Annotated in this window: 13 protein-coding genes; all 13 read left to right on the forward strand. The window is 55.5% G+C overall.

Features of this window, described 5'->3' with window-relative positions:
- Positions 1-264 precede the first annotated feature (264 nt).
- The gene (gene mnmG, locus MPRO_RS06725; protein ID WP_067289227.1) at positions 265-2,160 is read left to right on the forward strand and encodes a tRNA uridine-5-carboxymethylaminomethyl(34) synthesis enzyme MnmG; all 1,896 of its coding nucleotides are present in this window, start codon (positions 265-267) and stop codon (positions 2,158-2,160) included.
- On the forward strand, positions 2,160-2,786 hold the full coding sequence (rsmG, locus tag MPRO_RS06730) for a 16S rRNA (guanine(527)-N(7))-methyltransferase RsmG (protein ID WP_067289230.1): 627 nt from the start codon (positions 2,160-2,162) through the stop codon (positions 2,784-2,786). The genes mnmG and rsmG overlap by 1 nt, the downstream gene beginning before the upstream one ends.
- Positions 2,787-2,788: 2 nt before the next feature.
- A complete protein-coding gene (locus MPRO_RS06735; RefSeq protein ID WP_067289233.1) occupies positions 2,789-3,619 on the forward strand; it encodes a ParA family protein in 831 nt (276 codons plus the stop codon).
- The gene (locus MPRO_RS06740) at positions 3,619-4,497 is read left to right on the forward strand and encodes a ParB/RepB/Spo0J family partition protein (protein ID WP_067289235.1); all 879 of its coding nucleotides are present in this window, start codon (positions 3,619-3,621) and stop codon (positions 4,495-4,497) included. The genes MPRO_RS06735 and MPRO_RS06740 overlap by 1 nt, the downstream gene beginning before the upstream one ends.
- 243 nt (positions 4,498-4,740) lie before the next feature.
- On the forward strand, positions 4,741-5,151 hold the full coding sequence (locus MPRO_RS06745) for an ATP synthase subunit I (RefSeq protein ID WP_067289238.1): 411 nt from the start codon (positions 4,741-4,743) through the stop codon (positions 5,149-5,151).
- 16 nt (positions 5,152-5,167) lie between these two features.
- Complete coding sequence (gene atpB / locus MPRO_RS06750) at positions 5,168-5,989, forward strand: F0F1 ATP synthase subunit A (RefSeq protein ID WP_067289241.1); 822 nt, start codon at positions 5,168-5,170, stop codon at positions 5,987-5,989.
- 85 nt (positions 5,990-6,074) lie between these two features.
- Positions 6,075-6,305, forward strand: a complete 231-nt coding sequence (gene atpE, locus MPRO_RS06755; RefSeq protein ID WP_020679585.1) for a F0F1 ATP synthase subunit C — start codon at positions 6,075-6,077, stop codon at positions 6,303-6,305.
- 55 nt (positions 6,306-6,360) lie between these two features.
- On the forward strand, positions 6,361-6,831 hold the full coding sequence (locus tag MPRO_RS06760) for a F0F1 ATP synthase subunit B (protein ID WP_067289244.1): 471 nt from the start codon (positions 6,361-6,363) through the stop codon (positions 6,829-6,831).
- A 12-nt stretch (positions 6,832-6,843) separates the two neighbouring features.
- Positions 6,844-7,380: a F0F1 ATP synthase subunit delta gene (locus tag MPRO_RS06765; RefSeq protein ID WP_067289443.1), complete on the forward strand. Its 537-nt coding sequence runs from the start codon at positions 6,844-6,846 to the stop codon at positions 7,378-7,380.
- Positions 7,381-7,395: 15 nt separating this feature from the next.
- Complete coding sequence (gene atpA / locus MPRO_RS06770; protein WP_067289247.1) at positions 7,396-8,940, forward strand: F0F1 ATP synthase subunit alpha; 1,545 nt, start codon at positions 7,396-7,398, stop codon at positions 8,938-8,940.
- A gap of 73 nt (positions 8,941-9,013) precedes the next feature.
- On the forward strand, positions 9,014-9,877 hold the full coding sequence (atpG, locus tag MPRO_RS06775; protein ID WP_067289249.1) for a F0F1 ATP synthase subunit gamma: 864 nt from the start codon (positions 9,014-9,016) through the stop codon (positions 9,875-9,877).
- 38 nt (positions 9,878-9,915) lie between these two features.
- Positions 9,916-11,292, forward strand: coding sequence for a F0F1 ATP synthase subunit beta (atpD, locus tag MPRO_RS06780; RefSeq protein ID WP_067289252.1), 1,377 nt, complete (start codon positions 9,916-9,918; stop codon positions 11,290-11,292).
- Between the two features lie 34 nt (positions 11,293-11,326).
- Entirely contained in the window at positions 11,327-11,752 is a 426-nt protein-coding gene (locus tag MPRO_RS06785) for a F0F1 ATP synthase subunit epsilon (protein WP_067289254.1), read from the forward strand.
- Positions 11,753-11,777 lie beyond the last annotated feature (25 nt).

Raw genomic sequence — 11,777 nt, forward strand, 5'->3', positions numbered from 1 at the left:
AACCTAGCAACTCTCGCAACATATTGTTTTATATAGATAATAATGCCTTTTAAACAGAAGAGGCCTTTACTAATAACAACAACAATTACTAAACACATATATAAAGAAAAATATATTTAACTCTTTAAGATCTAAAAGCGTTGAACAAAGGGAGTGTTCATTTTTTGAACATTTTCTAATCGACAACATGGGAGTATACTTAGCGCCCATTTTACGACTGGCTCATCTGTCAGGCGGGCAATACTCAACCAGAGGTAATCATCGGTGGACTATCCAGGTCGTTTCGACGTGATCGTGATTGGTGGAGGTCATGCAGGCACTGAAGCTGCATTGGCCGCTGCACGCATGGGAGCCAAAACCCTGTTGCTCACTCACAACATCGAGACACTCGGACAGATGTCGTGCAATCCAGCCATCGGTGGCATCGGCAAAAGTCATCTGGTGAAAGAGATCGATGCCCTGGGTGGTGCCATGGCAACGGCCACAGATCTGGGCGGTATCCAGTTTCGAGTGCTGAATTCCCGCAAGGGTCCAGCGGTCAGAGCAACCCGTGCCCAGGCTGACCGTATTCTGTACAAGGCCGCGATTCGCGAAATACTGGAAAATCAGCCCAACCTGCAGATCTTCCAGCAGTCCGCCGATGATCTGATCATGGAAGGCGAAACAGTACGCGGTGTCGTTACCCAGACGGGCATTCGATTCCACGCCACCTCCGTTGTGCTAACCGTAGGCACTTTCCTCGGTGGTCTGATTCACATTGGTCTGGAAAATCACTCTGCCGGTCGTGCCGGTGATCCTCCATCCATCGCCCTGGCCCACCGCCTGCGTGAATTGCCACTGCGGGTCGATCGCCTGAAAACCGGCACACCGCCGCGCATTGATGCCCGCTCAGTGGATTTCTCCGTGATGCAGGAACAGCCCGGCGATACTCCGGTACCGGTGATGTCTTTCATGGGCAAGCTGAGTCAGCACCCGCGTCAGGTGAGCTGCTACATCACCCACACAAATGAGCAGACCCACGAGATTCTGCGCAAGGGACTCGACCGTTCGCCGCTCTACACCGGTGTCATCGCAGGTGCAGGACCGCGTTACTGTCCATCGGTGGAAGACAAGATCATGCGCTTCGCCGACAAGACCTCGCACCAGGTGTTTGTTGAACCCGAAGGCCTGACAACCCACGAACTTTATCCCAATGGTATTTCGACCAGTCTGCCATTTGATATCCAGCTTGAAGCCGTGCGTTCTATCCGCGGTTTCGAACAGGCCCATATCACTCGACCGGGCTATGCCATTGAGTACGATTTTTTCAATCCCCAGGATCTCAAGCACAGCCTGGAAACCAAGCACATGCCGGGGCTGTTCTTTGCCGGTCAGATCAATGGCACCACCGGCTACGAAGAAGCTGGCGCCCAGGGTCTGTTGGCGGGCATCAATGCGGCTAACCGCGCCTTCGAGCGCGATGCCTGGCATCCGCGCCGTGACGAAGCCTATATTGGCGTACTGGTGGACGATCTGATTACCCACGGTACCGCCGAGCCGTACCGCATGTTTACCAGCCGGGCCGAATACCGCCTGATACTGCGTGAAGACAATGCCGACCTGCGTCTGACCGAAAAAGGCCGCGAGCTCGGCTTGGTCGACGATGCTCGCTGGGCGCATTTCTGTATCAAGCGCGAAGCCATAGAGCTGGAAAAGCAGCGTCTGCGTGAAACCTGGGTACAGCCTGGCAGTGATCGCGCCAATGCGCTGAACGCCAAACTGAAAACCCCGCTCACCCGGGAATACAACCTGGCGGATCTGATCAAGCGTCCCGAACTTGAGTACCGTGATGTAGCCGCGGTTGCAGGTACGCCTGAGGTTGATCCCCAGGTCGCCGAGCAGGTCGAAATCCAGTTCAAGTACGCCGGATATATTGATCGCCAGCGCGAGGAAATCGAGCAGATGCAGCGCCAGGAAAATACCGCGCTGCCCGCCGATATGGATTACAGCCTGATTAGCGGTCTGTCGAACGAACTGCGCTCTAAGCTTGAATCCGTTCAGCCGGCCAGCATTGCCCAGGCATCACGTATACAGGGCATGACGCCGGCAGCCATTTCGCTGCTGCTGGTGTACCTGAAAAAGCACCGCTTTAAATCCAGCCAGGAACAGGCCGCCAGTTAATGGACGCAAAATTCAAGGAACAGCTATTGCGCCAAAGCGGTGCAATGGGAATCGAACTGACCCAGCAACAGGCAGACCAGTTGATGGCCTATCTGGCATTGCTGGTGAAATGGAACAAGGCTTACAACCTCACCGCCGTGCGTGATCCGGCGCAAATGGTAACCCGCCATCTGCTCGACAGCCTCAGTGTGCTGCCCCATATCCAGGGGCCCCGTCTGATCGATGTGGGCAGTGGCCCGGGCCTTCCCGGCATACCCCTGGCGATCTGTCGCCCCGATATAGCGGTAACCACGCTGGACAGCAACGGCAAAAAGACCCGTTTTCAGCAGCAGGTAAAGGCGGAACTGGGGCTCGATAACCTTGAGGTGATCAATGCCCGGGCCGAAAACTGTGACCGGCCGCCATTTGATCAGGTGATTTCCCGCGCCTTCGCCTCGCTGGAGGCCATGCTGCACTGGACCTCCCACCTGTGCCGCGAAGATGGTGTTTTTCTTGCAATGAAAGGTCTGTATCCTGATGACGAACTCCAGGCACTCACGCCTGGAATCGAACTCAAGGCCAGTCATCCCCTGCGGGTGCCGGGCAGTGAGGGTGCACGTCATCTGCTGATTCTCGGGAGAGCCTGACCTTGGCGAAAATCCTCACCATCACCAACCAGAAAGGCGGGGTGGGCAAGACAACGACCTGCGTCAATCTGGCAGCGTCACTGGCGGCGACCAAAAAGCGCGTGCTGATGATCGACCTGGACCCCCAGGGCAATGCCACCATGGGCAGCGGTATCGACAAACATACCCTCAAGCTGTCGGCCTATGATGTACTCACCGACCAGGCCAGCGCCGCAGAGGCGCGTCTGACCGAGGTGCCGGGTGGCTATCATGTAATCGGTGCCAATGGCGATCTGACTGCCGCCGAGGTTGAGCTGCTGAGCCTGCCACGGCGCGAGTTCCGCCTCAAGATGGCGTTGCTCGAAGTGGTGGATGAGTATGACTATATACTGCTCGACAATCCGCCCTCGCTGAACCTCCTGACCGTCAATGCCCTGGCCTGTTCCAGCGGCGTGATTATCCCCATGCAGTGCGAGTACTACGCGCTTGAGGGGATCAGCGCTCTGGTGGGCACCATCAACAAGATCAATCAGCGTCTTAATCCGGAACTGAAGATTGAAGGCATTCTGCGTACCATGTTCGACCCGCGCATGAGCCTGACCCGCGATGTCTCCAACCATCTGGTGGACTACTTCGGTGATCAGGTCTATCGCACTGTAATTCCGCGCAATGTACGTCTGGCCGAGGCACCCAGTCATGGGCTGCCGGCGCTGATGTACGATAAAAGCTCCCGCGGCGCTCTGGCTTACCTCGCGCTGGCGGGTGAGCTTATTCGCAAGACGGCGCAGGTTAAGGCGGCCGAGGCTGCCGATACCACGGCGGCTGATAAAGCACAGGTACAGGAAACAAACTGATGGCTGCAATGAAACGGGGCCTGGGACGCGGGCTGGATGCGTTACTGTCCACGGTGGAACAGGTACATGAACCGGTGAGCCGGGAAGCGGCCGCGCCGCTGGAGGGCTTTCGACTGCTGTCGGTCGACGCCATTCAGCGTGGCCGCTATCAGCCCAGGCGTGATCTGGAACCCGGTGCCCTGGAAGAACTGGCCGATTCAATTCGCGCCCAGGGCATCATGCAGCCGATCGTGGTGCGCTCGGTGGACGGCAAGGACCGCTTCGAGATTATTGCCGGTGAGCGCCGCTGGCGCGCCGGCCAAATGGCGGGCCTGACCGAAATCCCGGTGCTGGTGCGCGAAGTATCCGATGAGTCTGCCATCGCCATGGCACTGATCGAAAACATTCAGCGCGAAAACCTCAATCCCATCGAAGAAGCCGTGGCACTGCAGCGGCTGCAGCAGGAATTCGAGCTGACACAGCAGCAGGTCGCCAAGGCTGTAGGCAAATCACGTTCGACTATTGCCAATCTTCTGCGGCTGATGAAGCTGGAGGAAGAGGTCAAGAAGATGCTCGACTACGGCGACCTCGAAATGGGCCATGCCCGTGCGCTGCTGTCACTGGAAAGCGAAGCTCAGCTTGAAGCCGCCAGAGAGGTGGTTGCCCGCGGCCTCACCGTACGTCAGACGGAAGCTTTGGTGCGCAAACTGCAAGCTCCGGAAACCCCAAGTGCTGCACCTGCAAAGCCCGATCAGGGACTGGAACAGCTGGCCGGCGAGCTGTCGCAGCGCTTTTCGACGCCCGTTACCATCAGTCGCAATGCCCGCGGCAACGGCAAGATCACTATTGCCTACAGTGGCGAAGCCGAGCTGGATGCCATTCTGAAGACCCTCAAATAAGTTGCTGCTTTTTTGCACACTCAGGCCCGGCGCGGCTTTGCCGGCCGGGGCGGGTGGCAAAACACAGAGAATAGCCGCAGCGCAGCCCCTGTAAGCCGTATTCGCAAGGGGTGATGCTCTAGTACCTTAGTGCAAAAGGCGCTGACTTCGGTTGATGCCTTACAGCAATACCCCTATAATCGGCACGCTGTTTAGGGGGTAGTCGCCAAAACAGTCTAGGCTGATCGGGTTGAACTCGGGGATATGATGGGAAACCAGCGCACAGGTGCCCAGTCCCGGGATACAGGGAAAGATGTCCTTGGCATTCTGTTAATTCAGGCTATTGTTGTACTGCTGCTGTCGGCGGCACTGCTGCTGAAAGGGAATGTTCTGGCATACTCGGCACTGCTGGGTGGGCTTATTTATCTGATTCCCAATCTGTACGTGACGTTGCGTACACTACCCCACCGCGCAGGCTCCACCGCTGGAATGGTGCTTGCGCAGTTGTATATCGGCCAAATATGGAAAATGGCACTGTCAGTCGCAGGGTTCACCGCGACCTTCATCTGGGTTAAACCCCTCAGTCCATTTTCCATATTTGGTACATTCATTCTGTTGCAGCTGCTGGGTATGCTGCTGCTGATGATGTCCAGACAACGGTTCCTGAAACTTTAAGTGAGAGAGACTGAGAATGGCGAGCGGGACAGTTACATCCTCAGAATACATATCGCACCATTTGACCAATCTGACGTTTGGCAACCACCCGGAAGCGGGCTGGAAGCTGGCGGAAAGTGCTGGTGAAGCAGCAGCAATGGGCTTTTGGGCGATCAACGTCGACACCATGCTGTGGTCTGTCGGTCTTGGCGTATTCTTCCTGTGGTTCTTCGGCAAAGTCGCCAAAACAGCGACCGCTGGCGTACCGGGCAGCACCCAGAACTTCATCGAGACGATCATTGAATTTGTCGATGACAACGTCAAAAGCATTTTCCATTACAAGAGCCCGGTCATCGCGCCCCTGGCACTGACCATCTTCGTCTGGGTCTTCCTGATGAACGCGATGGACCTGGTGCCGGTCGACTGGCTGCCCTACATCGCAGGCCAGATGGGTATCGAGTTCATGAAGGTTGTACCCACGACTGACGTCAATGCCACTGGTGGCATGGCGCTGAGCGTATTTGCTCTGATCGTGTACTACAGCATCAAGCAGAAAGGCGTAAACGGCTTCTTTAAAGAGCTGGCATTTCAGCCGCTGCCCAAAATTTTCATGCCGTTTAACCTGTTTCTGGAAATCGTGGGCCTGATAGCCAAGCCGGTATCACTGGCACTGCGACTGTTCGGTAACATGTATGCCGGCGAAATGATCTTTATTCTGATTGCACTGCTGCCTTTCTGGATTCAGTGGCTGCTGTCAGTACCCTGGGCGATTTTCCATATTTTGATCATCACCCTGCAGGCATTCATCTTCATGGTACTCACAATCGTGTACCTGGCGATGGCTCACGATGACCACTGATTGAAGTATTGGTCAGGGAAAATTGTAAACAGTTTGCTTTAAACGTTTTAACTTTAACTTAACCTTGAAAAACTGGAGAAATCTAATGGCTGAACTGCTGTATATCGCTGCTGCGTTGATGCTGGGTCTGGGTGCAATCGGTGCTGCTATCGGCATTGGTATCCTGGGTGGCAAGTTCCTGGAAGGCGCTGCTCGTCAGCCAGAACTGGTTCCACTGCTTCGCACTCAGTTCTTCATCGTAATGGGTCTGGTCGATGCGATCCCGATGATCGGTGTAGGTCTTGGTCTGTACGTACTATTCGCTGTTGCCGGCTAATAAGTAGTAGTCATTCGTATATCTACTCTATTAGACAACCGCGAGAGGTAATGGCGTGAATATCAATCTCACCATCATTGGTCAGGCCATTGCATTCTTCTTCTTCGTCGTATTCTGCATGAAGTATGTGTGGCCACCGATTACCGGTGCCCTGGCAGAGCGCAAGAAAAAGATTGCTGAAGGCCTGGATGCTGCCGACCGCGCTACACGTGATTTGCACCTGGCCCAGGAAAAGGCCACTGCAAACATGCGTGAAAGCAAGTTGGAAGCAGCCGCCATCATTGAACAAGCCAATAAGCGGGCGAGCCAGATCGTCGATGAAGCCAAAGAGCAGGCACGTGCAGAAGCTGACCGTGTCAAAGTAGCCGCTCAGGCCGAAATCGAGCAAGACGTCAACCGTGCCAAGGAAGCCCTGCGTTCGCAGGTTGCTGCTCTGGTTGTGGCTGGCGCCGAGAAGATTCTGGAAACCTCTATTGACGAGAAAGCCCATGCTCAGCTCCTAAACAAGCTGGCTACCGAGCTTTAAGCGAGGTTTATGATGGCTGAACTTAATACAGTCGCTCGGCCCTATACAAAAGCTGCGTTTGAATTTGCGCTGGCTGAGGGAACCCTTGACGCCTGGTCCGACATGCTCCGTCTTGCTGCCACTGTGGCGCAGGATGGGCATATGGCCCAGGTGTTGGGTAACCCCGCACTGACCAGTAAGCAGAAAGCGCAGGCGATGCTCGGTGTCTGTGAAGACAGCCTGAGCGCAGCCGGCAGGAATTTCATTACTCTGCTGGCAGAAAATCGCCGTTTAGCTCTGCTGCCGGAAATCCTGGCGCAGTTCGAGCAGCTGAAAGCCAATCAGCAACAGTCCGTCGATATAGACGTGACTACGGCTTTCGAACTGGACGAGCAGCAGCAACAGAAACTTACTCAGGCAATCGGCGCCAAGCTGGGCCGCGAAGTGAAAATGACGACTCAGGTAGATAAATCTATCCTGGGTGGCGTTGTTATTCGTAGCGCAGACCTGGTGATCGATGGTTCGGTCCGCGCCCGATTGGCGAAACTGACCGAAGCGATGAGCTCCTGAGGGTGAGGTAAAATCATGCAGCAACTGAATCCATCTGAGATCAGCGAGATTCTCAAGAAGCGCATCGAGAAACTCGATGTGTCTTCTGAAGCCCGCAACGAGGGCACTATTGTCAGCGTTTCCGATGGTATCATCCTGATCCACGGTCTGGCTGATGTCATGTACGGGGAAATGATCGAATTTCCCGGCGGCGTTTACGGTCTGGCACTGAACCTGGAGCGTGACTCCGTCGGTGCTGTTGTACTGGGTGACTACCAGAAACTGGTAGAGGGCATGACTGCCCGTTGCACCGGTCGTATCCTGGAAGTACCTGTTGGTCCGGAACTGCTCGGTCGCGTTGTAGACGCCCTGGGTATCCCGATCGATGGCAAGGGTCCGCTCGAAACCAAAATGACCGATGCAATTGAAAAAGTTGCACCGGGCGTTATCGATCGTCAGTCAGTTGATCAGCCGGTTCAGACCGGTCTGAAAGCCATCGATGCGATGGTACCAATCGGCCGTGGCCAGCGTGAGCTGATCATCGGTGACCGTCAGATTGGTAAGACTGCGATCGCTATCGATGCGATCATCAATCAGAAAGGTACAGGCATCAAGTGTATCTACGTCGCAATCGGACAGAAACAGTCCACTATTGCCAACGTAGTACGCAAGCTGGAAGAGCATGGCGCGATGGATCACACCATTGTTGTCGCTGCCGGCGCATCTGATCCTGCTGCCATGCAGTTCCTGGCGCCTTACGCCGGTGCAACCATGGGTGAGTACTTCCGCGACCGCGGTCAGGACGCCCTGATTGTATTTGACGACCTGACCAAGCAGGCCTGGGCTTATCGCCAGATCTCCCTGCTGCTGCGTCGTCCGCCGGGCCGTGAAGCATACCCGGGTGACGTCTTCTATTTGCACTCCCGTCTGCTGGAACGTGCTGCGCGCGTTAACGCTGATTACGTTGAGAAGTTCACCAATGGTGAAGTGAAAGGCCAGACTGGCTCGCTGACGGCTCTGCCGATCATCGAGACTCAGGGCGGCGACGTATCTGCGTTCGTACCGACCAACGTTATCTCCATCACCGATGGTCAGATCTTCCTGGAATCGAGCCTGTACAACTCAGGTATTCGCCCGGCGATCAACGCAGGTCTGTCTGTATCCCGTGTAGGTGGTGCAGCCCAGACCAAGATCATCAAGAAACTGGGTGGCGGTGTGCGTCTGGCACTGGCTCAGTACCGTGAGCTGGCTGCGTTCGCGCAGTTTGCTTCCGACCTTGATGACGTGACCCGCGGTCAGCTGGAACACGGTCAGCGCGTTACCGAGCTGATGAAGCAGAAACAGTACTCTCCGATGTCGGTTGCCGATATGGGTCTGAGCCTGTATGCCGCGAACGAAGGTCATCTGAACGATGTTGAGCTGAACAAGATTGGTGCCTTTGAATCGGCCCTGATCTCTTACTTCAGGTCCGAACATGCGGATCTGATGGCTCAGGTTAACGTTGCCGGTGCCTACAACGACGAGATTTCAGCGCAGTTCAAGGCCGGAATCGAGAAGTTCAAGTCAACCCAGACCTGGTAACAGCCCTAGGGCAGAGGGTCTGCGGGCTTAACCCCGCAGACCGATAACCGGTTCAAGGTATAAAGGCGGAACTATGGCAGTCGGAAAAGAGATAAAGACGCAAATTGCGAGCATCAGCAGCACGCGCAAAATTACTAGCGCCATGGAAATGGTGGCCGCCAGTAAGATGCGCAGGGCTCAGGATCGCATGCAGTCGTCCCGACCGTACGCTCGCAGTATCCGTGGCGTTATTCAGCATCTGGCGAAATCCAATCCTGAATATTCTCACCTGTACATGCAGGAACGTGAGGCCAAGCGCGTCGGCTACATAGTTGTAGCCAGTGACCGCGGTCTCTGTGGCGGCCTGAACACGAATGCGTTCAAGGCCACCATCGCCAGCATGAAGGGTTACCACGACAAGGGCGTTGCGATCGATGTCTGTGCGCTGGGCACAAAGGCACTGACCTTCTTCAAGAGCTACGGCGGCAACGTAGTAGCAGCAAAAACGCATCTGGGTGACGCACCTGTACTGGCGGAGCTGATTGGCTCGGTCAAGGTGATGTTCGATGCGTTTGCAGAAGGCAGGCTGGATCGCCTGTTTGTGGTGTCGAACGAATTCGTTAACACCATGACACAGAAACCCGTGGTTGAGCAGATTCTGCCACTGCGGGCTGAAGACGACGACAAACAGCTGAGCCATCACTGGGATTACATCTACGAACCGGAAGCGAAAGAGCTGCTCAACGGGCTGCTCCAGCGCTATGTCGAGTCGGTAGTCTACCAGTCGGTGGTCGAGAACAATGCCTGTGAACAGGCAGCCCGTATGCTGGCGATGAAGAGCGCAACTGATAACGCCGGCGACCTGATAGACGAGCTTAAGATGGTTTACAACAAGGCTCGTCAAGCTGCGATTACTCAGGAAATTTCCGAGATCGTTAGTGGCGCCGCTGCAGTTTGATGCAGTAAACGGGTTTCAACGTTTTAGAGGATCCGAACATGAGTAGCGGACAAATCGTTCAGATTATCGGCGCCGTCGTCGACGTGGAATTCCCGCGTGACAGCGTGCCGAAAGTATATGACGCCCTGACAGTACCCAAAGTCGGCCTGACGCTGGAAGTTCAGCAGCAGCTGGGTGATGGTGTTGTACGTGCGATTGCCATGGGCCAGACCGAAGGCGTAAGCCGTGGTCTGACTGTAGAAAACACCGGCGCTCCTATTTCCGTACCTGTGGGCAAAGCGACCCTGGGCCGGATCATGGACGTGCTGGGCAACCCGATCGACGACGCCGGTGCTATCGGTGAAGAAGAGCGGATGCCGATTCACCGCAAGGCACCGACCTACGCGGAGCAGGCAGCTTCCAACGAACTGCTGGAAACTGGCATCAAGGTTATCGACCTGGTTTGCCCGTTTGCCAAAGGCGGCAAGGTGGGTCTGTTTGGCGGTGCTGGCGTCGGCAAGACCGTCAACATGATGGAGCTTATCCGTAACATCGCCATCGAGCACAGCGGTTATTCCGTGTTCGCAGGCGTGGGTGAGCGTACTCGTGAAGGCAACGACTTTTACTACGAGATGAAAGAGTCCAACGTACTGGACAAGGTATCTCTGGTATATGGACAGATGAACGAGCCGCCGGGTAACCGTCTGCGCGTAGCACTGACCGGTCTGACCATGGCGGAGAAATTCCGTGATGAAGGTCGTGACGTACTGCTGTTTGTCGACAACATCTACCGTTACACCCTGGCGGGTACCGAAGTATCGGCTTTGCTGGGTCGTATGCCTTCAGCAGTAGGTTACCAGCCGACTCTGGCCGAAGAGATGGGCGTTCTGCAGGAACGTATCACTTCTACCAAGACGGGTTCCATCACGTCCATCCAGGCGGTATACGTACCGGCGGATGACTTGACTGACCCGTCTCCGGCGACCACCTTCTCCCACCTTGATGCGACTGTAGTACTGTCCCGTCAGATTGCCGAGCTGGGTATCTACCCGGCTGTGGACCCGCTGGACTCTACGTCCCGTCAGCTGGATCCGCTGGTAATCGGTCAGGAACACTACGACATCGCTCGTCAGGTGCAGAACGTGCTGCAGCGTTACAAGGAACTGAAGGATATCATCGCGATTCTGGGTATGGATGAGCTGTCTGAAGAAGACAGGCAGATCGTATCCCGTGCGCGTAAGATCCAGCGCTTCCTGTCTCAGCCGTTCTTCGTAGCGGAAATATTTACCGGTGCAACCGGCAAATACGTCTCGCTGAAAGACACCATCCGTGGCTTTAAGGGCATTCTGGAAGGCGAGTTCGACTCCCTGCCGGAACAGGCCTTCTACATGGTTGGCGGCATCGAAGAAGCGGTTGAGAAAGCCAAGAACCTGTAAGGTTCTGGTCGGAAACCTTTAAGAGGTAATAAGCATGGCTATGACTGTTCATTGCGATATCGTGAGTGCCGAGGGCGAAGTTTTCTCCGGCCTGATCGAGTTCGTATCGGTAACAGGTAGCCTGGGTGACCTGGGTATCTACCCCGGTCACGCTCCGCTTCTGACGGAACTGAAACCAGGCCCTGTCGAGCTGCGCAAGCAGGGCGGCCAGGAAGACGTTTTTTACGTCTCCGGCGGCTTTCTCGAAGTGCAACCGCACAAGATCATAGTGCTGGCAGACACCGCTCTGCGCGCCAATGATCTGAGTGAAGCGGCGGCAATCGAGGCTCAGACGCATGCGCAACAGGAGATGGCTGATAAGTCCGCCGAGTTTGAATACTCGCGGGCGGCCACGCAGCTGGCGGAAGCTGCTGCGCAGCTCCGCACACTGCAGCAGCTTCGCAAGAAAGGTAAACACTGATCCTGCGAACTGATCTCGATTAAAA

It is taken from the genome of Marinobacterium profundum (genome assembly GCF_001528745.1).
GTDB lineage: Bacteria > Pseudomonadota > Gammaproteobacteria > Pseudomonadales > Balneatricaceae > Marinobacterium_A > Marinobacterium_A profundum.

Coding starts and splice junctions, on each gene's coding strand:
- rsmG (WP_067289230.1), top strand. CDS start 2,160: ATGGACGCAAAATTCAAGGAACAGCTATTGCGCCAAAGCGGTGCAATG.
- MPRO_RS06740 (WP_067289235.1), top strand. CDS start 3,619: ATGGCTGCAATGAAACGGGGCCTGGGACGCGGGCTGGATGCGTTACTG.
- MPRO_RS06745 (WP_067289238.1), top strand. CDS start 4,741: ATGATGGGAAACCAGCGCACAGGTGCCCAGTCCCGGGATACAGGGAAA.
- atpB (WP_067289241.1), top strand. CDS start 5,168: ATGGCGAGCGGGACAGTTACATCCTCAGAATACATATCGCACCATTTG.
- atpE (WP_020679585.1), top strand. CDS start 6,075: ATGGCTGAACTGCTGTATATCGCTGCTGCGTTGATGCTGGGTCTGGGT.
- MPRO_RS06765 (WP_067289443.1), top strand. CDS start 6,844: ATGGCTGAACTTAATACAGTCGCTCGGCCCTATACAAAAGCTGCGTTT.
- atpA (WP_067289247.1), top strand. CDS start 7,396: ATGCAGCAACTGAATCCATCTGAGATCAGCGAGATTCTCAAGAAGCGC.
- atpG (WP_067289249.1), top strand. CDS start 9,014: ATGGCAGTCGGAAAAGAGATAAAGACGCAAATTGCGAGCATCAGCAGC.
- atpD (WP_067289252.1), top strand. CDS start 9,916: ATGAGTAGCGGACAAATCGTTCAGATTATCGGCGCCGTCGTCGACGTG.
- MPRO_RS06785 (WP_067289254.1), top strand. CDS start 11,327: ATGGCTATGACTGTTCATTGCGATATCGTGAGTGCCGAGGGCGAAGTT.